We start from the raw sequence: 23703 nt of genomic DNA on the forward strand, positions 1-23703 counted from the left end.
GGGGAGAAGGGAGAGTTACGGCATCATTTTGCCGCGCACGACCACTTTACCTGGTTTGCTTTCGGGATCGGTCACCCGGCGAATCGCCAAATTCAACGCCTGCCAGGCGATCTCCTGCAAATCATGCGACAGGCAGGGAAAATGGAAGCCGTAGATCCCGGCATGCGAAACTTCATCAATGCTAAACAAAGAGACCTGCTGTTTGAGATCCAGCTCATGTTCGAGACAGGCTTTGATAATCCCCAGCGAAATCTGGTTATTACAGCCGACGAAGAAATCCGGTGCCGGATTGTTCGCCAGCCAGCGGCTGGTCTCCTGCCAGGCAATATCCATAAAGAAGTCCGCATACAGCACTTCGAATGATGCCACTTTTCCCAGCAGCGCCGCCTGCAGCCCCGTGACCCTTTCCCGGGCGACGTTGGAGTTTTCCGGCCCTGATACCACCACCACGCGCTGCGCTTTCTGCTCCAGCAACCAACGCCCGGCCTGCAACCCGCAGTCAAGGTTATCAATATAGACCCCGCTGCAGTAGCGATCGTCCAGCTCCCTGTCCACCAGCACCACAGGAATATTGAGCATTTCCAGGCGCTTGAGATACGGCGGCTGATACTGATGATCGTTGGAGATCACCGATAAAATGATCGCATCAACGTTATAACCAATCAGTTTTTCGATAATACGATCTTCGCTTTCCTGGGACTCATAGGAGTCAAACACCAGCGTGTCATAGCCCATCTTTTGCGCTTCCAGCGTGATCAACCGTGTCAGACCGCCAAAGAACGGGTTGGCCATATCAGGATTAACAATCCCGATGGTTTTACTGGTTTTTGCCCGCAGATTACGCGCAGCGGCATTGACGACGTAGCCAAGGCTGGCCGCCGTCTCGCGAATGCGCTGTAGCGTTTCCGGATGCACTTTATCCGGCTGAGAGAAAGCCCGAGAGGCGGTAATTTTACTGACGTTTGCCTGTGCGGCGACGCTTGCCAGCGTCGCCTTGCGTCCACGACCCACTGCCAAATGCAGCTCCTTAGTTAAATCATATCATTTTGTATCATTACGTCATCATGACAGAACTCTCACAAGGATGCTAACACTTTACTCCAGCCAGACGATTTACGCGCGGATCGGTAAAAATATCCAGCTCATCGCGGCTTTCAGAAGAAAATTCCGACACCACCGCCCCCTGTCCCCCGGCCTGGAACCAATGGCGGGTATTGGGGGCGATAGTATACTGCTCGCCCGGACGCAGCAAAATGTAACGATTGCAGGTATACCAAGGTTCACTGCCCTCCGGCACCCGACATATCGGCTCGCCACCGGCATCGTTCGGCGTCAAATTCTCATCATCCACAAACAGGTACACCTCTCCCCAGCGGCAGCGGAACGTCTCCTGCTTCCCAGGCGTTCCGGCAAAAGGTGGATGCAAATGTTCCGGGCAAGTCTGGCGCGGAAACAGCACCAGCTCTTTCGCGCAGTAGCGCGGCGAGTTGATATACGTCAGCAGCTGCAGGCCGGACAAGGGATAATCAGGCAAGCCAAATGTAGCTATTTCAATGCGTTGCTTTTCATCCTCCGTCAAAACAATGTCAGCCAGCTGCAGGAAATGGTGTGTGCGTTGAACGGTATCGGTCGGTGTATTCATCGTATCCTCTGCGTTATAAACGGTATCGATAACACTGGTGACAGCATTAAACCCGCCATCCTCAGTTTTTTTCTGTGATCCGCATCGCTACTGGATGTTACACGCGACCATGGAAGTTAACATATTTCGAATATTTTTAACTTAAGTCACAGTTTTCACATTCCATTTACTCCAGGATCGTCGCATCAAAATGATACCGATACCATAAAAATGATTACACAGAGAGGGCATATGAAAGCATTAGTGTTGGCAGAGGCCGGTAAAATCGCTATCGAAGATCGCAGCTTTGACGAAGTGCTCGGCGACAACGATGTCCAGATCAAAATTCACTCCGTCGGCATCTGCGGTAGCGACGTCCATTATTACCAGCATGGCCGCATTGGCCCCTTCGTGGTTGAAGCGCCGATGGTGCTCGGTCACGAAGCCGCCGGCGTGGTGCTGGCCACGGGTAAAAATGTAACTCACGTCCGCGTCGGCGACCGCGTGTGCATGGAACCGGGGATCCCGGACATGAACTCCGCTCAGACCCGCGCGGGCATCTATAATCTCGACCCGGCGGTACGTTTCTGGGCTACCCCGCCGGTCCACGGCTGTCTGCGTGAAACCGTGATCCACCCGGGTGCATTCACCTTTAAACTGCCGGATAACGTCAGTTTCGCCGAAGGCGCCATGGTTGAACCGCTGGCGATCGGTATGCATGCGGCAACCAAGGCGGGGATTAAGCCGGGCGACATCGCGCTGGTGATCGGCGCAGGGCCGATTGGCGTGGTGACGGCGCTGGCGGCGCTGGCAGGCGGCTGCTCAGATGTGATCATCTGCGATCTGTTCGATGAGAAGCTGGCGGTTGCCGCCAACTATGAAGGCCTCCATGCGGTGAATATCAAAACCGGCGATCTGGCAGGCAAAGTCGCCGCGCTGACCAGCGGCAACGGCGCGGATATCGTCTTCGAGTGCAGCGGCGCCAAACCGGCGATCGCGACGCTTGCCGAACACGCCGCGCCGGGCGCCACCGCTGTGCTGGTCGGCATGCCGATCGATGCCGCGCCGATGGATATTGTTGCCGCGCAGGCCAAAGAGATTACCTTCAAGACCATTTTCCGCTACGCCAACATGTACCCGCGTACGCTGCGGCTGCTGAGCAGCGGCAAACTGCATGTTAAGCCGCTGATTAGCCAGACCTATAAGTTTGTCGATAGCGTTGCCGCCTTCGAGCGCGCGGCCGCTGGACACGCCTCTGATATCAAAATCATGCTGGAAATGGAGTAATCCCATGACGCTCTATGCTGGCATAGACTGCGGTACGCAAGGGACAAAAGTGGTGATTGTCGACAGCCAACAGGGGGCGATCGTTGGTGAAGGCAGCGCCCCTCACCGCCTTATCAGCAACTCTAACGGACGTCGCGAGCAGGAGGCCAGCTGGTGGATCGAGGCATTAATCGCGGCCTTCCGCCAGGCGGTATCTCAGGCAAATGTCGACCCGCAAGAGATTAACGCTCTGGGCGTCTCCGGCCAACAGCATGGTTTTGTGCCGCTGGATGAACAGGGGAACGTGCTGCATAGCGTCAAGCTGTGGTGCGACACGGAAACGGCGGAAGAGAATGCGCTGCTGCTACAGCAGCTGGGCGGTGTTCAGGGATCGCTGGAGAAGCTGGGTCTGATGGTCGCCACTGGCTATACGGCCTCGAAAATCCTCTGGTTTAAGCACCATCACCCGGAACTGTGGGCGCAGCTGCATACCGTGCTGCTCCCGCATGATTACCTGAATTACTGGTTGACCGGCGAACGGGTCGCCGAATATGGCGATGCTTCCGGTACCGGCTTGCTTAACGTCCGCACTCGCCAATGGGACCAAGCCGCGGTTGAACTTATCGATGACAGCGGCCGTTTATGGAGCGCCCTGCCGCCGCTGAAAAGCGCGGAAAGCGATATTGGAACACTGCGACCGCAGGCGGCGGCAATGCTCGGCCTTAGCCCTGCGACCCGCGTCTCCACCGGCGGCGGTGATAACATGATGGCAGCCATCGGCTCCGGCAACATTGATGCCGGGACCATCACCATGAGTCTCGGTACCTCCGGCACGCTCTTCGCCTGGTCCGGGGAGCCGATCAGCTCAGGAGACGGCAAAATTGCCGGGTTCTGCTCCAGCACTAACGGCTGGCTGCCGCTGATTTGCACCATGAACGTCACCTCGGCCACCACCTCCATGCAGGCGCTGTTAGATGAGGATATCACGGGCTTTAATTCGCTGCTGATGCAGGCCACGCCTGGCGCTGGCGGCGTAGAAATGCTGCCTTTCTTCAACGGCGAACGGGTCCCGCAGCTCCCCCATGCCCGCGCCAGCCTGCATAACCTCGACAGCGATAACTTCACCCGCGCCAACCTGTGCAGGGCGGTGGTGGAAAGCGCGACATACGGTTTGCGCTATGGCATTGAATTGTTCCGCCGCCAGGGTATCGCCGCACGCGAAATTCGTCTGACCGGCGGAGGAGCACGTAGCGCAGGCTGGCGACAAATTGTCGCCGATGTGATGGGCTGCCCGGTGGTCTGTTTACAGGTCAAAGAGACCGCGGCCCTCGGCGGCGCAATTCAGGCGATGTGGGCGACAGCGCTGGCGGATGAACCCGGTCAGGATGCCCACGCGCTCCTGGCCAAACTGTGCCAACGCTTTGTTTCACTGGACCCGGCAACCTACACGCAGCCTGACGTCAGCCGTCAGGCGCAGTATGACGCACTTTATCAACGGTATCTGCAACGCCTGCAGCAGACTTATCCGGAGGTACAACTGTGACGCGCGATCCGCATACCCAACAACCCACCTATCTGCTGGAAGTCACCGGGGTCAGAAAAGCCTTCGGTCCGGTGGTGGCATTAAAGAACGCCGAATTCTGCCTGCGCCGGGGCTCCATTCACGCGCTCTGCGGCGGCAACGGCGCCGGTAAATCGACATTTCTCAGCATCCTGATGGGCTTTATTCAGCCCGACGGTGGCGACATTTTTATCAATGGCCAGCGCTGTGAATTTCATCATCCACGTGAAGCGCTGAACGCCGGGGTGGCGATTGTCCAGCAGGAGCTGAGCGCGATCCCGGACCTGACGGTCGCAGAGAATATCTGGCTGGGCCGCGAGCCAAAACGCTTTGGCTTTGTCGACTTCACCACTCTCAATCAGCGCACCGCCGCCTTACTGAAGGAGCTCGAATTCAACATTAACGCCACCGAGAAGATGCGCAACCTGAGCGTCGCCGAACAGCAGCTGGTGGAGATCGCCAAAGCCCTGTCACATGCCAATGCCGACATCATCATCATGGATGAGCCCACCTCGGCGATTGGTGAAGAGGACGCGCAGAAGATCTTCCAGACTATCAGACGCCTGGCGGATAAAGGCAAAGGGATCATCTACGTTTCACATCGCCTGTCGGAGATTTTCCAGATTGCCGACAGCTACACCATCTTTCGCGACGGCGCCTATATCCATGAAGGCCTGATCGCGGATATCACCCGCGAACAGCTGATTGAGCACATCATCGGCGGCGAGTACGACAGCGAATTCGCCAAGTTCAACCAGCCCGGCGAAGAGATAATGATGGAGGTCAAGAATCTACGCTGGCGTAACAAGATCAAGGATATCAGCTTGCAGCTTAAGCGCGGCGAAATCCTCGGCATCTACGGCCTGGTCGGTTCGGGACGCAGCGAATTTCTCGATCTGGTGTTCGGTATTCAACATGCCGACAGCGGCACGATCCAGCTGGGAGAGAAGACGCTAGGCCGCCACTCGCCGAAAGAGGCGATTGCCTGCGGTATCGCCTATGTCACCGAGGATCGCAAGGATACCGGCCTGGTGCTGTGTCGCTCGGTCAGCGAGAACATCAACATTTCGTCGTTGGACGCCATCAGTCGCGCCGGGTTTATCAGTGAAAAACGGGAGCAGGCGCGCACCAGTGAAATGATTAAACGCTTCAACGTCAAAACCCATGACGGCGAACAGCCGGTGGGCAACCTCAGCGGTGGTAATCAGCAGAAGGTGGTGCTGGGACGCTGGGCGCTACTCAATCCGGAGGTGCTGCTGCTGGATGAACCAACACGCGGTATCGACGTCGGCGCCAAGAAAGAGATCTACCGCTTTATGTCGGAATTCGCCCTGAAAAATAAGGGGATCATCATGGTCTCGTCTGAGCTGTCGGAAATTATCGGCATGAGCGATCGCATTTTAGTGTTTCGCGACGGCCAACTGGCCGGTGAGCTTACGGCCGCCAATGCGACCCAGACCGAATTGATGAAACTCGCGGTTTAACAGAGAGATAACACATGAACAGTACCCACTCCTTATCACCCGGGATTTCGTTTTTCACCCGCAATAAACGCCGTATGCACAAGTACGGCATTATCATCGCCTTCTTCGTCTTGTGCCTGATCGTGGCGCTGATTGGCGAGTACCAGGTGACTCAGGGCGCCTGGAGCAGCAACTATTTTCTCAGCGATGAAAATATGCTGATTGTACTGCGACAGGTGTCGATCAACGGCATTCTGGCGATAGGTATGACCTTCGTCATTATCTCCGCCGGGGTGGACCTGTCGGTCGGATCGGTGCTGGCGCTCAGTGGGATCGTCGCCGCCCGTTTCGCCACCAATAACAGCGGTCTGGCGATTGGCGATACCGCCACGGCGGTGATGGTACCGCTGATCGTCGCGCTGGGTATCGGCATCGTCTGCGGGCTGATAAACGGTACCGTCTTATCCCGCTATCGCCTCCAGCCGTTCATCGTCACCATGGGGATGCTGTCTGCGGCCCGCGGTTTGACCATGCTGACCACCAACGGCAACCCGGTATCACAGCTGAATAGCGATTTTCGCTGGTTAGGTAACGGCTATATCAGCGGCGTCCCGGTACCGGTGATTATCTTTATTCTGCTGTTCGCCCTCGCCTGGCTGCTGCTGAATAAAACCATTTTTGGCCGCCACGTTTATGCTGTCGGCGGTAACCCCAAAAGCGCCCGCACTTCCGGAATTAGCGTTATCCGTATCAAGGTGCTGGTGTATACCCTCTGTGGCGCCCTGGCGGGAATCGCAGGGCTGATCCTCACCGCCCGAACCGGTTCGGCGCAGACCAATGCCGGCGCGGGCTACGAGCTCGACGCCATCGCCGCGGTAGTGATTGGCGGTACCAGTATGGCCGGCGGCGTCGGCACCCTGGTAGGTACATTCTTTGGCGTGCTGATTATCGGCGTAATGAATAACGGCCTCGACCTGCTCGGCGTGCAATCGTACTACCAACAGATTATCAAAGGCGCGCTGATCGTTGTCGCCGTCTTGCTCGACCCATCGCGTAAGCAACAGCGCGATTAATTAACCTGCAAACCCCCTACCGGAGAAGAATAATGAATAAGACCAAAATTGCGTTGTGTGCTTCAGCCATGATGATGGGAAGCCTGGTGGCAGCTCAGGCGGCCCCCGTGAAAATCGCGGTGCTGATGTATGGCAATAAAGCCGAATTCGTGCAGCTGATGGAGAGATACGGCAAGGAGCATCCGGCGGTGAAAAGCGGCGAAGCGGTGCTGACGTTTTATGACGGACGTTACGATGCCTCGGTTCAGAACGACCAGGCGGCAACGGCGATTCAGACCCGCGCCGACGCGATTATCGTCAACCCGATGGATTATGAGGCCAACATCGATATCGTCACCAATGCCAATGAGGCAAAAATCCCGGTGGTGGTCACCAACGCGCGCCTGCACACTGAAGATATGACCTCAGAAGTGGTGTCTAACGATGAACTTGGCGGCTATCTGGAGGCCAGGGCGGTACTGGATAAGCTCGACTGTAAAAACCATAAAGTAAACGTAGTCATCATCGAAGGTCCGAAAGGCGGCAGTGGCGAGATTCAGCGCGGTAAAGGGAACGATAAGGCCATCGCTGAGTGTGGCGCGGGCCAGGTAACGGTGCTGGAGCGTAAGACCGCGAACTGGTCGCGCGCCGAGGCTCAACCGTTGATGGAAAACTGGCTGCAAAAGCATCGTGGTAAAATCAATGGTGTGATTGGTCAGAACGACGAGATGGCGCTGGGCGCGATTGAAGCTATTAAAGGCGCAGGTCTGAACGTCAAAGACTTTGCCATTGCCGGAGTAGACGGCGTCTCCGATGCCATTCACGCGGTACAGGCCGGGGAAATGGTCTCTATCCTGCAGGATGCCAAAGGCCAGATGCAGGGCTCTATCGACGTGGCACTGCGTACGGTGAAGGGCGAAAGCTACCAGCCGCAGTCCGATATCTGGAAACAGTACGCTAAAGACCTGAAATGGGATGGCGGAACGCAGAAACATTACTACATTCCATGGACCGTGGTGACCGCCGACAACGCACAGCAACTGCTGGACGCGCGTAAGTAATTTCCCCCTGCAATCTCCCCCGGCGAACTGCCCGGGGAGATTGCCGCCCCTTCCACATGCGATTGCTGAAACTGTTCCGGCGTTCGCACATCAACCCAGTGTTCGGCGGCCCGCAATGGCGTGGAGGCCATGAGAATGGCGCCAGGGTGCCAGCGTAAAGGAGAGTAAAAGCGAAGGGCAAACTGGCAGCCTCAGGTAAAATTACTATGCTTACAGGTAACGTTGCCGGGTAAAAATGTGAATGATATTTATAGGGAGAATGTAGATGGGATTCTGGAGAATTGTTTTAACGATTATTCTGCCGCCGCTTGGCGTACTCCTGGGGAAAGGATTTGGTTGGGCATTTATTCTTAATATCGTGCTGACTTTATTGGGCTATATCCCCGGCCTGATTCACGCATTCTGGGTGCAAACCCGCGATTAACCTGCCGCCCCCTCACGGCGCACCGGCGCCGTGTTTAATTAAAGCCATTTCTTTCCAGCAGATTTTATCTACCGTCGACCACGCGGATGTGAATATCGCTATCGCATTCATCAAGTCATATAATTTTTAATTCCTCTGCCTCCTTTCCCGGTTATGCCATAAACACAAGCGGTACTCGCGCCGCCAAAACGCCATCTTATTCCTTTATATTTGACGGTATGCACAGACCTTATTATCGCCGCCATCCCGGTCATCCTGGCGGACGCGCAAAAAAACCGTAATCCCGAAGAGATTACGGTTGGTGTCCGTTGCCGCATCAGACCATCGCCGGTACGGGTATGGTTAATTCGCGGAAAGCGGGCGCGTGGCGATATCGGGCGAGTCCTCGCCTGCCCCGGCGGCATGATGCCGCTCCGCCAGCAGGCGGCAGATCTCCGCGTGCTTATCCTCGGTAAAGGTGAAGCGCGACATAAAGCCCAGGCGAATCAGCGAGCCGATGGCGGGCAGCAGGCAGATGCCGAAGAATAGCCCGTTCAGTACGGCGGCGCTCTGGCTTTGCGCCTGAGGCACGTAGCCGATGATGGTTAAAAAGACGCCGATTAACCCGCCGCCAACCGCCACCGACATCTTGCCGGTAAAGGTCTGGCCGGAGAAGGTGATCGCCGCGCAGCGCCGGTGGGTGTGGTATTCGGCGTACTCGATGGTATCGGCAATCATCGACGAGGTAAGGATGTTAGTCATCATGACAAAGATGGTGCTCAGACCCAGCAAAACAAACAGCAGCGCCGCATGCTGGTAGCCGGCAAACCACATGATCACCCGCACCACGATATCCAGCCCGCAGAGGATCATAAACAGCTGCCGCTTCTGCATTCTGCGGGTCAGCATCGGCGCTACCAGGCAGACCACCGCCGCGATAATGCCCATCAGACCGATAGCCATCTGCAGGCCGCCATCGCCCATGTTGTAGATAAAGAAGTAGATGTAAATGCCGTTGGCGACGTTATGGAAGACGCAGAAAAAGAACGACAGCAGAATGATAAACAGCGGCTTATTGTGCTTTAAGTTGCGAAAGGTATCGCGGATGGTGACCTTTTCCGGGCTCGGCGGCACGCGCTCTTTAATCTGCAGGAAGCCGTTCAGCATCAGCGGCAGGCCAATCAGCACCATTACCAGCGCGGCCATAAAGTAGCCTTTGTCATTACTGTACTGGGCAAAAAAGGCCGCCAGCCTGGGGAAGAAAATATTGGTGCAGGCAATCCCGGCATTCACCCCGAGCATCGCCGCCGTCACCGCGCGGGTACGCTGGCTGGAATCGTTGCTCATTACCGATGACATCGACCAGAAGGGGATATCTGAAATCGCGTACAGCGTTCCCCACAGGATATAGGTCACCCCGGCGTAGAGAATTTTGGTGGTCATATCCGCTTCGATTTTATAAAACGACAGCAGCGTGATGCCGGTGATCAGCAGCGGCGCAATGAGCAAAAAGTGGCGAAACTTACCGAAACGGCTGTTGATGGTGTCCATGATGCTGGCAAACAGCGGATCGTGGATCGCATCCCAGGCGCGGGCAATCAGGAAAATGGAGCTGGCGGCAAGGGCCGAGATGCCCAGCACATCGGTATAAAAATAGTTAATAAACGAACCCACTAAACCAAAACTAAAGCACTGGCCCAACCCGTAGCCAAAATAAGACCATAGCTCGCGAGAGGGTATTTTCATTGCATTTGCCATAGCGTTTACCTTATTGCCCGGCAGCAGAGTGCCGGGCTGCATTTGTTATTATTTTTAACCCGCGGGGTGCAAACCAATACGGCTCAGTTTACGCACCAGATCCATTTCCGCTTGCGAAAAGGGAATGCCGTTTTCTTCAAACACATCGTGGAACCACAGGCGGCAATAATCCGGCGAGCGGGTCATCACCACCGGCCACGGCAGCCAGGTCTGGGTTTTACCGCGCACCAGCCCCCATTGATAGGGGGCGACATTGGCGGCGTGCATCAGCGGGAGCTGCTCTTCGATCGTGCTGCCGACGTGACGAGCCAGCCACTCGGTGCAGAACAGCGGTCGGCCGAGCTGCTGCAGTTGATGGATGATGGCGACCATGCGCGCGGTGTTGGTATAGGCATGGAAGCTGACCACATCGGACAGCGCCAGCGCGGTCTGGTCCAGCGGATGCTGGTAGAACGCTTCGCCTTCGCTTTCCTCGGGCAGCCGCCAGGCGCAGACGGTGAGCGGCTGATCGGGGTCTTCATCTCGCGCCCACGCAAACGCCTTGCGCATCAGTTCATGGGCGTAGGTTTCGAGCTTTTCGTCGTACTGCACTTCCCGCGTGCCGCTGGCGAAGATCCCGCGGTTGCCGGGTTCGTTGTACAGATCCCACAGCAACACGCGGCGGTCGGTGCGAAATTCGCGAACAATATCGCGCACATAGCGCTCAATCTGCGGCCAGCAGTCGCGATCGCAGACCTTCGCGCGCCCCGGGCTGGCGGCGGCCTGGCTGTTATGTTTGCCCGGCACCGGCATCTTTTGCGGGCCGAGATAGGGTTCATCCCCGGAGAAGCCGCAGTCGTCCATCAGCGTCAGCATGGTGCGGATGCCGTGGCCGTCGGCGAGCGCCAGGAACTGGTGGATGCGGGCAATCAGCCCCTGCCGATCGTGCTCCCAGACGATAAACGGCAGATTGATACGCAGGGAGTTATACCCCGCCTGCGCCGCCCAGCCCAGTTCCCGGTCAATGGTTTCGGCATCAAAGGTTTCCTGCTGCCAGATATCGGTCCAGTTGACCGCCGTTGCCGGCAGATAGTTAAAGCCGCACAGCCAGCCCTGCCGCTGATACCACGTCTGCGCCTGCTCTTTGCTCCACTGCTGTTTCATCGCTACCTCTTTGCTGATATTGTTTAGCTAATAAATATTAGTTGGGGAATAAACGCGCAAATAGCACCGTGCGAAAAAGGGAGCCCGGTCACAAACCGGGCGGCTGATAGCAAAAGAAACGTGACCGATGACGCACTCCCCTGCCGGATCGCAGGCCGGGAAGGTATGATGCTGATTCAACAGGCGAGGGAGCAGGGAACATGAAGCGGAAAAACAAGGTCACGATGAACGATATTGCACGCACCGCTGGCGTCTCTCAGGCCACGGTATCGCTGGTGTTGAACCAGTCGCGCAACATCAAACTCAGCGATGAAACCCGCGAGCGGGTGATGGCTATCGCCGCGGAACTGGGCTACGCCCGGCTGCCCGGTATTCACTCCCCGCGTAATCAGGAAGAGATCGCCCTGCTGGTGAGTTCCCTGCAAAGCTATGACCCGTTTATCGATGCGATAAGTCAGGCGCGGGAAGCCGCATGGCGCAATGAAGTGATGCTGACGGTGTACGATTTTGGCGACGATAGCGAACTGGCCCGCAACATTATTCGCCAGCTGGAGAAGCGCAACTGCGTGGGGATTATTCTCGCCTCGCCGGTGACCGCGGTCATCGATATGGCGCCGTTTCAGGACTGCACCGCCCTGCCGCTGGTGTTGCTCAACCAGACCGCCCCCGATTCGCCGCTGCTGCCGTCGTTCGTGCCGGATGATTTTGCCAACGCCTTTCAGGTGACCCGCCATTTGCTCAGCCAGGGCGCGCAGCGCATCGCGCATATCACCGGGGAATCCTGGATGGATGCCACCCGCCAGCGGCTGGCCGGCTATCACGCGGCGCTGGAGCAGGCGGGGCTCGAGCCAAAAGCGGAGTGGGTGCGCCAGACCAACTGGCAGTTTAATGAGTCCTACCAGGCCACCCTGGCGCTGCTGGATCTGGCGGAGCGGCCGGATGCCATCTTCTGCGCCAGCGACTGGCTGGCCATCGGCTGCTATCAGGCGCTGTCGGCCCGCGGCATCACCATCCCGGACAACATGCTGGTCGCCGGATATGACGATCAAAAGATCTCCGAGCAGTTGACCCCGCAGCTCACCAGTATCCAGCTGCCCTACGGCGAGCTGGGCCGCTTAGCGGTGGAGTACCTGTGTAACAACGAAGATGCCGCGACGCGGGTCAGCTTATCCGGCCGCTTAAAGGTCAGGCGCTCCAGCGAGCGCTGAGTCCGGGCCTATCGCGGCGGCAGCGGGTAATGGCGCAGCGGCTTAATGCGAAGAAATAAACGCTGACGGGATCGCCGGGGCGGGCATGGCGAACGTCCGCTTCATGCGCTCAACCTCGCGCAGCGGCGTCAGGCCAAACAGGCGTTTAAACTCGCGGCTGAACTGGGACACGCTCTCATAGCCGACGCGCACGCTCGCCGCCGACGCCGTAAGATTATTGCGCAGCATCAGCAGGCGGGCCTGATGCAGCCGGGTCGACTTCAGGTACTGCATCGGCGAGGTGTTGGTCACGGTTTTGAAATGGCTATGAAAAGTCGGGACGCTCATCCCGGCGGCTTTGGCTAACGCGGGCACATCCAGATTCGAATCATACTCGGCGTGCAATTTGCGCAAGGCTATCGCCACCTTGCCAAACTGTCCCTGCAGGGCGAGCGCGCTGCGCAGCGTCTGCCCTTGTTCCCCGGTAAGCACCCGGTAATAGAGCTCCCGCAGCATGGACAGCCCCAACATTTCCGCGTCCAGCGGCGAGGCCATAATCTGCAGGAAACGCAACACCGAACCGCGCATCGCGTCATCCATCAGACTCGACATCATGCTGCGCGGGGGGCCAGTATTCGCAGCGCCGCGGCCGTCCAGCGCCAGCATCAGGTCGGCGGCCAGCTTGAAATCGAGGCGGATATAGATCGCCAGCATCGGCTCGGCGGCGCTGGCATCCGTTTCCATGGTAAACGGAACCGGTACCGAGACCATCAGATAATGCTGCGCATCATACAAATAGACATCCCCGCCGAGAAAACCGCGCTTTTTCCCCTGCACCACGATAACGATCCCGGGCTCGTATAACACCGGCGTGCGCAGCAGCGGGCGATCGGAACGTAAAAAACGCACGTCGGGCAAAGCGGTGAGATTGTAGCCCTCATGCGGCGTCAGCCGATCGAGGAGGGTCACCATCTGACGGGTGATCGGTAAAGAGTGAGATGCCATATCGTTCGCGGCCGGCAGTGGAAAGTCATTGCAGTGTGGCACCCGGCAGCGGCGGCGTCCAGACGAGTCATAGGATCAGGCAAAGATCAGAGAGGATCGGGGCTACGCTTCGCACCCTCGCCGCCCTATTCTGCTTTCTCAGGTTAACGGAGGAGAAGTGGATGAACAGAGCAAAGTTATTTTTCATCACCGGCGTCAGCAGCGGCTTCGGGCGCGCGCTGGCACAAGAGGCGCTCCGGGCGGGGCACCGGGTGGTCGGGACCTTACGCCACGCGCAGGCCAAAGCGGCGTTCGAAGCCCTGGCGCCAGGACAGTGCTTCGGCAGAATTCTGGACGTCACGGATTTTGCCGCCATTCCCGCGATTGTTGCCGACGTGGAGCAGAACATCGGCACCGTGGATGTGCTGGTCAATAATGCCGGGTACGGTCACGAAGGGGTGATGGAAGAGTCGCCGATGAGTGAGATTCTGCAGCAGTTTAACGTCAACGTGTTTGGCGCCGTAGCGGTGATTAAAGCCTTTCTGCCCGCGTTCCGCGCGCGCCGCGCCGGCCATATTTTGAATATCACCTCAATGGGGGGATTCATCACCATGCCCGGCATCAGCTACTACTGCGGGAGTAAATTCGCCCTGCAGGGAATTTCGGAAACCCTAAGCAAAGAGCTGAAGCCGTTTAATATCGCGGTGACGGCGATCCAGCCCGGATCGTTTCGCACCGACTGGGCCGGGCGTTCGATGGTGCGCTCCCCGCGCAGCATCAGCGATTACGATCATAGCTTCGGGCCGATCCGGGAAACGCGAATGCAGCGCAGCGGCCACCAGCCAGGCGATCCGGTGAAAGCGGCCAGGGCCATTTTACAGCTCATCGAAAGCCCCAATCCCCCGGCGTCGCTGCTGCTGGGAAGCGATGCCGTAACCCTGGTGAAGCAAAAACTGCAGCAGATGAATGCGGATATCGACAGGTGGCGGGAGATTAGCCTTTCCACCGACGACTAAGATGATGGGGATTCTGTCCAGGGAGGGCAGAATCTCCAATAATGGCATCAATCAGACGCTTGCCGATGCCGAACCTGCGGAGACCGCCTCTTTTACCCGCGGTTAACCGTCCGCACATCCTGCCTGTCCTGTCTCCCGCCGACGGATGAACGCATCCGCTCGCCGCCTTGTGCAATATTACAATTCCGTTCAAATTTTGTTGATTTTTTGTTGTGAGCCATTCAGCAATTTCCGCTGCTGAAATTCTCCAGACTACGACAAGCCATCATGCTATGTCAGGAGAGACAAATGAGCAGCACCTCCGCCGACTTTCAGAATTTATACCAGGCCTTGAGCCACAGCGCGTCACGCCGCCCGGACGCCCTGGCGCTGGCGTTTGAAGATCGCCGCTATCGCTACCGCGATTTCCACCAGCGGGTACAGCAGACCATGGCGCAGCTTGACCGCGTCTGGTCGTTACGCAAAGGCGATCGTATTTTGCTGGCCTGGGGCAATCACCCTGCCTTTTGCGAGATGTTTTTCGCCGCGCTCGGTTTGGGTATCGAAGTCATCCCCTTCAGCACCAAGCTAAAACAGGCCGAAAGCGAAGAGCTGGTGGGCCATATCGCTCCCCAGGCGGTGTTATTCGACGCCAGCGTCCAGGACTGGCTGGGACAGACGGCGAACGCGCGTTGCGTTTCGCTCACCGACTGGCAGGCGCTGGAGCTGCCCGCAGCTCTGCCAGACCTGCCGGTACAGGTTGCCCGCGACGATACGGCGATAATGATGTTTACCTCCGGCACCACCGGCGAACCCAAAGGTGCCATCATCACCCACGGCAACCTGCTTTGCGCCATCGATGCCTATGCGCAAAAGCTTAATCTGACTGAGGCGGACAGCACTATTCTGGCGGTGCCGATTTATCACATCACCGGCCTGTCGGCGCTACTGGCCCTGTTTATCACGCTCGGCGCAACTATCTGGTTACAGCAACGTTTTAATGCGCCCGAGGTGCTCAATACCCTCCGCGAACAGCACATTACCTTTCTGCATGGCTCGCCGACGGTATTTATCCTGCTCTGTCAGGCGGCGCGCGCGCGCAATGCCCTCCAGCCGACGACCTGGCCATCGTTACGCGCCATCGCCTGCGGCGCCGGCCATCTGAATGAAGGGCTCATCAGCGAGTTAAAAACGCTGTTTCCGAATACCGCGATTCACCCGATCTATGGACTGACCGAAACCACCTCGCCCGCCACGATTTTCCCGGTCGACGTCTGGGACAACGAGAAGCGCGGCAGTTCGGGACAGGCAATACCCGGTCTTACCATCCGGATCCTCGACGACCGCCAGCAGCCTCTCCCCAACAGGCAGATCGGCCATATCTGGCTGAAAGGGGATGTGGTGATCCGCGAATACTGGCAGCGCAGCGAACGGCGGCCCAGCTGCGATGTGCAAGGCTGGTTCTGCACCGGCGATCTCGGCTATCTCGATGACGAAGGCTGGTTGTATATCAAGGATCGCAGTAAGGACATGATCAATCGCGGCGGCGAGAAGATTTACTCCCTTGAGCTGGAGAACATTATTTCGACTCATCAGGGCGTGCGTGAAGTCGCGGTGATCCCCGCGCCCAGCCCGGTATATGGCGAAGAGCCCGTGGCATTCATCGTCCCGGACGCGCAATACCACCTCACCAGCGAAGAAATCCTTGCCTGGCTGAAGGTGAAAGTCGCCCGCTTTAAGCTCCCGGCCCGCATCATCTTCACCCGCACCCTGCCGCGTACCCATAACGGCAAGGTCAGCAAAAGGCAGCTTAAAACGCGCCTCGCGGAGTCCATCACGACCCTGTCAACGGAGGAGAAAAAGTGAGCAGCAGATTTATCAGCGCCCGGGAAGCGGCGCAACTTATCCGCAGCGGCGACACGATTTGCACCGTCGGCATGACGCTGATCGGCGCGGCGGAATCCATTCTGAAAGCCATCGAAGCGCGCTTTCAGGCAACAGATGAGCCGCGCGACCTGACCCTGATGCACGCCGCAGGGCAGAGCGATCGCCAGCGCGGCAACCAGCACTTCGCCCATCCGGGTATGGTCACCCGAATTATCGGCTCGCACTGGGGGCTGGCGCCGCGCTGGATGGCGATGATCAACAACAACGAAGTGGAAGCGTGGTGCCTGCCGCAGGGGCAAATGGTCCACCTTTACGCCGCAATGGCAGCCGGCCTGCCGGGGCGGCTTTCGCCCGTCGGCCTGGGCACCTTTGTCGATCCGCGTATTGAGGGTGGACGCATGAACGCCCGTACCCGCGAACAGCCAGATCTGATTGAACATGTCGAGTTTCGCGGCGAAGAGTATCTGTTTTATCCGGCAATCCCGCTGGATGTGGTGATTGTGCGCGGCACCCATGCCGATGAGGAGGGCAACCTCACTACCGATGAAGAGGCAATGCAGCTGGAAGTGCTGCATGCGGTACTGGCCGCCAAACGCTACGGCGCGAAGGTGCTGGCGCAGGTGAAATACCGCGTGGCGAAAGGCTCGCTGCACCCGAAAAGCGTCACCGTCCCCGGCACGCTGATTGACGCCATTGTCGTCTGCGATGAACCGGAGACGGACCATCGTCAGACCTCCGGCTGGGCCTTTGATCCGGCATTCTGCGGCGATATCCGCCTGCCCGCGGCGCAAAGCGCGCCGCTGCCGCTGGATCTACGCAAACTGATCGGCCGCATCGCCTGTCGCTATCTGACGCCCGGCTGCGTTATCAACCTGGGGACGGGCATCCCTAACGATGTGATTGGCGCCATTGTCCACGAAGAACAGCTCGGTGATGCGGTCACTATCACGGTGGAGTCGGGTATCTATGGCGGGCAGCAGGCCGGCGGCACCGACTTCGGCATTGGCCGCAACCTGAGCGCGATGATAAGCCACCAGGATCAGATGCTCTATTACAACGGCGCGGGAGTGGATATCACCTTTATGGGCGCGGGCGAAATGGACCCGCACGGCCATGTTAATGCCACACGCCTCGGCGCCTCCTGCCCAGGCGCCGGCGGTTTTATCGACATCACCCAGAACGCGCGCCATGTGGTGTTCTGTTCTTCCTTTACCGCCAAAGGGCTGGAGATCGCCTGTGAACAGGGGGCGCTGCGCATTCTGCGTGAAGGAGAGGTACGCAAGTTTGTCTCGCAGGTTAACCAAATCTCTTACAACGGCGAGCTGGCCCGCGCCAAAGGGCAAACCATGCATTACGTCACCGAACGCGCGGTGTTCGAGCTGCGTCCGGAAGGGCCGGTGCTGACGGAGATCGCCCCCGGCGTCGATCTGCAACGCGACATCCTTGCACAGATGGATTTTCGCCCGTTAATTGCCCCGGAACTGACCGTGATGGACAGCGCGCTGTTTCAGCCCGCCCCCTGCGGACTGGCGGAGCGTCTGTTCCACTATTCATCATCAAACTCGTAAGGAACCGTTTATGAAACTAGCCAGTAAAACCGCCATTGTCACCGGCGCCGCACGCGGCATCGGCTTTGGCATCGCCCAAATACTCGCCCGCGAAGGCGCGCGGGTGGTTATCGCCGATCGCGACGCCCACGGCGAAGCGGCGGCGGCGGCCCTGCGTGACGCGGGTGCGGAGGCGTTATTCATCAGTTGCAACATCAGTGATAAAGCGCAGGTCGAAACGCTGTTCGCCGGGGCGGAAGAGGCATTCGGTCCGGTGGAGATACTGGTGAATAACGCCGGGATCAATCGCGACGCCATGCTGCACAAACTGACGGAAGCGGACTGGGATACGGTTATCGACGTCAACCTGAAAGGCACGTTCTTCTGTATGCAGCAGGCCGCCATCCGCATGCGCGAGCGCGGCGCGGGCCGCATCATCAACATCGCCTCCGCCAGCTGGCTGGGCAACATTGGGCAAACCAATTATGCCGCCTCGAAAGCAGGCGTGGTGGGGATGACCAAAACCGCCTGCCGCGAACTGGCGAAAAAAGGCGTGACGGTGAACGCCATCTGTCCCGGATTCATCGATACCGATATGACGCGCGGCGTGCCGGAAAACATCTGGCAAATCATGATCAACAAAATTCCGGCGGGCTACGCCGGGGATGCGAAGGACGTCGGCGAATGCGTGGCGTTTCTGGCGTCCGAGGGCGCGCGTTACATCAACGGCGAAGTTATTAATGTCGGCGGCGGCATGGTTCTGTAAGGAGAAAAGCAATGGCACAGGCCAATGATATTGTGATTGTCAGCGGTGTGCGCACCGCGATAGGGACCTTCAACGGCAGTCTGAAACATAGCCACCAGCACGATCTGGGCGCGGCGACGATCCGCGAAGCGGTGCGGCGCGCCGGAATTGCGCCGCAGGAAGTGGACGAGGTGATCGTCGGCAACGTCGGGCAGATCGCCGAAAGCGGCTTTATCGCCCGCGTCTGCCAGCTGCGCGCCGGGATACCGCAGGAAAGCACCGCCTATTCGGTCAACCGCCAGTGTGGCTCCGGACTGCAGGCGCTGGCGGACGGCATGATGGAGCTGCAAAGCGGCCAGGCGGAGGTGGTCGTCGCCTGCGGCACCGAAAACATGACGCAGCTACCCTACTACCTGCGCAAAGCCCGCGACGGCTACCGTATGGGCAACGGCGAACTGGAAGACGGGCTGATCTCCATCCTCACCTGGCCGGAAGGGCCGTATCACAACGGTATGACCGCCGAAAATGTGGCGGAGCGTTTCGGCATCACCCGCGAAGCGATGGACGATTTCGCCTGGGAAAGTCAGCAAAAGGCGCTGAAAGCGATCGAACTGGGGCGCTTTCGCGACCAGATTCTGCCGCTGGAAGTGCCGGACGGCAAAAAAGCGACCCGCTGGTTCGATACCGACGAGCATCCGCGCGCTACCCCGCGTGAAAAACTCGCCGCGCTGCGCCCGGCCTTCAAAAAGGATGGCGTGATCACCGCCGCGAACGCTTCCGGGATTAACGACGGCGCGGCGGCGCTGGTGATGATGACGCGCCAGCAGGCGGAACAACGCGGTTTAACGCCGCGGATGCGCATTCGCGGCTGGGCGGTGGCAGGCTGCGGCGCGGAGATCATGGGCTTCGGCCCGGCGCCCGCCACGCGCCGCCTGATGGACCGACTCAATCTGGACGTACAGTCCATCGATCTGCTGGAACTCAATGAAGCCTTCGCCGCGCAGGCGCTGGCGGTGATCAACGATCTGCGTCTCGATCCCGCGCGCGTTAACGTCAACGGCGGCGCGATTGCGCTCGGCCATCCGGTCGGCGCCAGCGGCGCGATCCTGCCGGTGAAACTGATGTACGAAATGGAGCGTAGCGGCGCGCGCACCGGCCTGGTGACCATGTGTATCGGCGGCGGACAAGGAATTTCTATGCTGTTTGAGCGCGAAGGCGCGTAGAAAAACGGCCCGAAGTGGGGCTTCGGGCCGGGCGTCGTTCGGGTCAGCGCCCGGCGACAACCTGAGAGCTGACATGCGGGATCGGCACGATCCCGGCAAGGCTTCTGACCACGATTACGGGGAAATAATAACCATGTCCGCAATAAATGAAAAGGCGATGAGCGATACGCAGCTACAGCGAACGCATAAAAAGATCTATCGTCACTTGATGCCGCTGCTGATCGTCGCGTACATCATTAGCTTTATTGACCGCACCAATATCGGCATGGCGAAAGCCAGCATGTCGGTGGATATCGGCCTCTCCGCCACCGCCTTCGGGCTGGGGGCGGGGCTGTTTTTCCTCTCCTACTCGCTGCTGGAGATCCCCAGCAACCTGTTTCTGACGAAGATCGGCGCCCGGCGCTGGATCGCCCGCATCATGATTACCTGGGGGATCATCTCCTGTGCGATGGCCTTCGTTACCGGACCGACATCCTTTTATATCCTGCGCCTGCTGCTGGGGGCCGCCGAAGCGGGACTGTATCCCGGCATTATCTACTATCTGACGCTGTGGTTCGGCCGTGAAGAACGTACTAAAGCCACCGGTCTGTTCCTGCTCGGCGTCTGTTTCGCCAATATCATCGGCGCGCCGTTGGGTGGGGTTTTATTGAGTCTCGATGGCATGGCGGGCTGGCACGGCTGGCAGTGGATGTTCTTTATTGAAGGTCTGCCGGCGATCTTCCTCGCGTTTATCGTGTGGCGCAAACTGCCGGATAAGCCCGCAGACGCGACGTGGCTGAACCGTGACGATATACGGGCGATCGCCGCCGACCTCGCCCGCGAAGCGCAGGAAAGCAGCCACGTTCCGAGCCGTTTCTCCCTGAAAACCGCCCTCACCACCCGCGTGTTTCTGCTGCTGGTGCTGATCTACTTCACCCATCAGTTCTCGGTCTACGGACTGAGCTACTTCCTGCCGGGGATCATCGGTAGCTGGGGGCAGCTTACTTCGTTACAGATCGGGTTGCTGACCGCGATCCCGTGGATCGCAGCGGCCTGCGGCGGGGTGCTGCTGCCGCGTTTCGCCCGCACGGAACGGCGTTCGCGCCGCATGTTGATGGCGGGTTATCTGGTGATGGCGATCGGTATGGCTATCGGCGCCAGCGGCGGCCATGGCGTCGCGCTGGCTGGCTTCTCGCTGGCCGCTTTTATGTTCTTCGCCATGCAATCCATCATCTTCAACTGGCTGCCGTCGATCATGAGCGGCCATATGCTGGCGGGCTGTTTCGGCCTGCTCAACTGTCTTGGCCTGTGCGGTGGCTTTCTCGGGCCTTTCATCCTTGGCGCTTTTGAAGATCGTACCGGTTCCGCCACTTCCGGGCTGTGGTTCGCCGTGGCGTTATTGATCCTCGGTGCGCTGGTGGCGCTCTTCATCCAAAGCCAATCGTCACATACCACCGCAGCGGCAAGACCCGCCGGCGGAGAAAAAATTTAACCAGGAGACAATCATGCGCATTGAAGTGTTGCTGGATTTAAAAACCCGGCTCGGCGAAAGCCCGGTCTGGGATGTAGAACAACAGCGGCTCTGGTGGGTGGACAGTCAGGACGGGCGGCTGTTCGCCTGCAACGCGCAGGGCGGCGCGATTCAGAGCTGGGACGTGCGGCAGAAAATCGGCTCCTTCGCCCTGCGCCAGAACGGCGAAGGCGCGGTGGTGGCGCTCCAGCACGGCGTGCATCTGCTCGATTTCGCCAGCGGCGAGCTTGAACTGCTGCATCACCCGGAGGCGGACAGACCCTTTAACCGCCTGAACGACGGCAAGGTGGACCGCCAGGGGCGCTTTCTCTTCGGGTCGATGGATATGCGCGAAGAGGAGCCGAGCGGCGCGCTGTACCGCCTCGATCCGGACCTGTCGCTGCACGTGCTCAAGCAGAACATCATCGTCTCCAACGCGCCCTGCTGGAGCCCGTCGGGCGAAACCTTTTACTTCGCCGACACCTGGACCGGTGAAATCCGCGCCTGGAACTACGACACCACCAGCGGCAATCTCTCCGGCGAACGGGTGTTCTGCGAGGTGGATCGCAGCGAAGGCGGCGCGGCGGACGGCGCAACCGTAGATAGCGAAGGCTGCCTGTGGAATGCGCTGGTCTACGCGGGCAAGCTGGTGCGCTACACGCCGGAGGGGAAAGTCGACCGCATTATCGAGATGCCGGTGAAAAAAGTCACCAGCGTGATGTTCGGCGGCGAAAACCTTGACGTGCTGTATGTCACCTCGATGGCGCAACCGCCGTTACCGCGTTTTCCTGAAGACAATCAGCTACGCGGCAGCCTGTTCGCCATTTACGGGCTGGGCATAACGGGCGTAGCGGAACGGCGCTTCGCCGGTTAAATCACTATCCGGTTCGCCGTCAAAACAATAATACCCGGTGAACTCACTCTGACCCTGACAACAAGCGGCGCGCATCACGCTGTCGCGGCGCCGTGGAGCAAACACTATGACAACGATTAATCAAACGCCTGCCAGAGAAAAAGGCGTCAAAAAGCAGTTAATCCATCGCTTCTCCTGGGTTTCATTGCTGGTGTGCTGGCTGATCTGGGTGCTTAACGCCTACGATCGCGAAATGATTCTGCGTCTGGGACCGGTTATCTCAAAGGAGTTCTCTCTCTCCCCGGAACAGTGGGGTAACCTGGTGGCGCTGATCATGGTCGCCCTTGCGGTCCTGGATATCCCCGGCTCCATCTGGAGCGACCGCTATGGTTCCGGCTGGAAACGCGCGCGTTTTCAGGTGCCGCTGGTGCTGGGTTACACCGCCCTCTCCTTCATTTCCGGGATTAAGGCCATCAGCCACGGGCTGACCACTTTCGTGCTGCTGCGCGTCGGGGTGAACCTGGGCGCAGGCTGGGGCGAGCCGGTAGGCGTAAGCAATACCGCCGAATGGTGGCCGAAAGAGAAACGCGGCTTCGCGCTGGGAGTACACCATACCGGCTACCCGATCGGCGCGCTGCTGAGCGGCGTGGTAGCCAGCCTGGTGCTGACCACCTTCGGCGAAGGTAGCTGGCGCTACTGCTTCCTGCTGGCGATGATTGTCGCCATACCGCTGATGATCTTCTGGGCGAAGTATTCCACCGCCGATCGTATCAACACGCTTTATCAGCACATCGATCAACAGGGGATGACGCGCCCGGCCGCCCAGGAAAGCAGTCATGTTGAAAAAGGCGAAGGGATGCGCACCTTCCTGCGCACTTTGCGCAACCGCAATATCTCGCTCACGGCGGGCAACACGCTGCTGACGCAGATTGTCTACATGGGGATTAACGTCGTACTGCCGCCGTATCTTTATCATGTCTCCGGCCTGTCGCTGGCCTCCGCCGCCGGGTTGAGTATCGTCTTTACCCTCACCGGGACGCTGGGACAGGTGATCTGGCCGTGGCTGTCGGACAGTCTGGGTCGCAAACGCACCCTGATCATCTGCGGGCTGTGGATGAGCATCGGCATCGCGCTGTTCTACTTCGCCACCAATATGCCGCGTCTGATCGCCATCCAGCTCTTTTTCGGCCTGGTCGCCAACGCCGTGTGGCCGATTTACTACGCCATGGCGTCGGATTCCGCCGATGAACGCGCCACCTCCACCGCCAACGGCATTATCACCACCGCGATGTTTATCGGTGGCGGGGTTTCCCCCCTGTTGATGGGGTGGCTGATCCAACTGGGCGGCGGCTGGTCGAACCCGGCGGGCTACATTTACGCCTTCTTCACCATGGCGGGATGCGCGCTGCTGGGCATGCTGCTGCAACTCATGACTACCGATAAAACGCCGCGCCACGCGCAGTAA

General features: G+C 58.7%; 20 protein-coding genes. 15 read left to right on the forward strand and 5 right to left on the reverse strand.

The annotated features are described in order from the left end of the window. Nucleotides 1-15: 15 nt before the first annotated feature. Entirely contained in the window at nt 16-1017 is a 1002-nt protein-coding gene (locus EDF73_RS24015; RefSeq protein ID WP_132731512.1) for a LacI family DNA-binding transcriptional regulator, read from the reverse strand. A 70-nt stretch (nt 1018-1087) separates the two neighbouring features. Beyond that, nucleotides 1088-1642 (reverse strand): D-lyxose/D-mannose family sugar isomerase, encoded by a 555-nt coding sequence (locus EDF73_RS24020; RefSeq protein ID WP_132731513.1) that lies wholly within the window; start codon nt 1640-1642, stop codon nt 1088-1090. 231 nt (nt 1643-1873) lie between these two features. Here EDF73_RS24020 and EDF73_RS24025 point away from each other — a divergent pair, with 231 nt between their 5' ends. The 6 genes from EDF73_RS24025 (at nt 1874) to EDF73_RS24055 (ending at nt 8448) form a co-directional block, all read left to right on the forward strand. Beyond that, the gene (locus EDF73_RS24025) at nt 1874-2908 is read left to right on the forward strand and encodes an NAD(P)-dependent alcohol dehydrogenase (protein ID WP_132731514.1); all 1035 of its coding nucleotides are present in this window, start codon (nt 1874-1876) and stop codon (nt 2906-2908) included. Nucleotides 2909-2912: 4 nt separating this feature from the next. Beyond that, nucleotides 2913-4430 carry a xylulokinase gene (gene xylB / locus EDF73_RS24030; RefSeq protein WP_132731515.1) on the forward strand — a complete coding sequence of 506 codons (1518 nt, stop codon included), beginning with the start codon at nt 2913-2915 and terminating at the stop codon, nt 4428-4430. Then, nucleotides 4427-5932 carry a sugar ABC transporter ATP-binding protein gene (locus EDF73_RS24035; protein WP_132731516.1) on the forward strand — a complete coding sequence of 502 codons (1506 nt, stop codon included), beginning with the start codon at nt 4427-4429 and terminating at the stop codon, nt 5930-5932. The genes xylB and EDF73_RS24035 overlap by 4 nt, the downstream gene beginning before the upstream one ends. A gap of 14 nt (nt 5933-5946) precedes the next feature. Further along, nucleotides 5947-6984 carry an ABC transporter permease gene (locus EDF73_RS24040; RefSeq protein WP_132731517.1) on the forward strand — a complete coding sequence of 346 codons (1038 nt, stop codon included), beginning with the start codon at nt 5947-5949 and terminating at the stop codon, nt 6982-6984. Between the two features lie 32 nt (nt 6985-7016). Then, the gene (locus EDF73_RS24045; RefSeq protein WP_132731518.1) at nt 7017-8024 is read left to right on the forward strand and encodes a substrate-binding domain-containing protein; all 1008 of its coding nucleotides are present in this window, start codon (nt 7017-7019) and stop codon (nt 8022-8024) included. 265 nt (nt 8025-8289) lie between these two features. Beyond that, complete coding sequence (locus tag EDF73_RS24055; protein WP_015585265.1) at nt 8290-8448, forward strand: YqaE/Pmp3 family membrane protein; 159 nt, start codon at nt 8290-8292, stop codon at nt 8446-8448. A 342-nt stretch (nt 8449-8790) separates the two neighbouring features. Here the strand turns inward: EDF73_RS24055 and EDF73_RS24060 are convergent, their stop codons facing one another. Continuing rightward, a complete protein-coding gene (locus EDF73_RS24060; protein ID WP_132731519.1) occupies nt 8791-10185 on the reverse strand; it encodes an MFS transporter in 1395 nt (464 codons plus the stop codon). A 54-nt stretch (nt 10186-10239) separates the two neighbouring features. Further along, the gene (locus EDF73_RS24065) at nt 10240-11328 is read right to left on the reverse strand and encodes a cellulase family glycosylhydrolase (protein WP_132731520.1); all 1089 of its coding nucleotides are present in this window, start codon (nt 11326-11328) and stop codon (nt 10240-10242) included. A gap of 200 nt (nt 11329-11528) precedes the next feature. Here EDF73_RS24065 and EDF73_RS24070 point away from each other — a divergent pair, with 200 nt between their 5' ends. Then, the gene (locus tag EDF73_RS24070; protein WP_132731521.1) at nt 11529-12536 is read left to right on the forward strand and encodes a LacI family DNA-binding transcriptional regulator; all 1008 of its coding nucleotides are present in this window, start codon (nt 11529-11531) and stop codon (nt 12534-12536) included. A 42-nt stretch (nt 12537-12578) separates the two neighbouring features. Here EDF73_RS24070 and EDF73_RS24075 read toward each other — a convergent pair whose 3' ends face one another. Continuing rightward, nucleotides 12579-13520, reverse strand: coding sequence for an AraC family transcriptional regulator (locus EDF73_RS24075; RefSeq protein ID WP_132731522.1), 942 nt, complete (start codon nt 13518-13520; stop codon nt 12579-12581). 161 nt (nt 13521-13681) lie between these two features. Here EDF73_RS24075 and EDF73_RS24080 point away from each other — a divergent pair, with 161 nt between their 5' ends. From EDF73_RS24080 to EDF73_RS24115, 8 genes are all read left to right on the forward strand, one after another. Then, a complete protein-coding gene (locus EDF73_RS24080; RefSeq protein WP_132731523.1) occupies nt 13682-14515 on the forward strand; it encodes an oxidoreductase in 834 nt (277 codons plus the stop codon). A 288-nt stretch (nt 14516-14803) separates the two neighbouring features. Further along, on the forward strand, nt 14804-16360 hold the full coding sequence (locus tag EDF73_RS24085; protein WP_132731524.1) for a class I adenylate-forming enzyme family protein: 1557 nt from the start codon (nt 14804-14806) through the stop codon (nt 16358-16360). Further along, entirely contained in the window at nt 16357-17949 is a 1593-nt protein-coding gene (locus tag EDF73_RS24090; protein ID WP_132731525.1) for a CoA-transferase, read from the forward strand. Before EDF73_RS24085 ends, EDF73_RS24090 begins: the two co-directional genes overlap by 4 nt. A gap of 10 nt (nt 17950-17959) precedes the next feature. Then, nucleotides 17960-18694, forward strand: coding sequence for a 3-oxoacyl-ACP reductase FabG (fabG, locus tag EDF73_RS24095; RefSeq protein ID WP_132731526.1), 735 nt, complete (start codon nt 17960-17962; stop codon nt 18692-18694). Nucleotides 18695-18705: 11 nt separating this feature from the next. Then, nucleotides 18706-19896: a thiolase family protein gene (locus tag EDF73_RS24100; protein WP_132731527.1), complete on the forward strand. Its 1191-nt coding sequence runs from the start codon at nt 18706-18708 to the stop codon at nt 19894-19896. A 133-nt stretch (nt 19897-20029) separates the two neighbouring features. After that, a complete protein-coding gene (locus tag EDF73_RS24105; protein ID WP_132731528.1) occupies nt 20030-21367 on the forward strand; it encodes an MFS transporter in 1338 nt (445 codons plus the stop codon). 13 nt (nt 21368-21380) lie between these two features. Continuing rightward, a complete protein-coding gene (locus tag EDF73_RS24110; RefSeq protein WP_132731529.1) occupies nt 21381-22259 on the forward strand; it encodes an SMP-30/gluconolactonase/LRE family protein in 879 nt (292 codons plus the stop codon). Nucleotides 22260-22365: 106 nt separating this feature from the next. Further along, on the forward strand, nt 22366-23703 hold the full coding sequence (locus EDF73_RS24115; protein WP_132731530.1) for an MFS transporter: 1338 nt from the start codon (nt 22366-22368) through the stop codon (nt 23701-23703).

This window comes from Klebsiella sp. BIGb0138, assembly GCF_004342285.1.
GTDB lineage: Bacteria > Pseudomonadota > Gammaproteobacteria > Enterobacterales > Enterobacteriaceae > Klebsiella.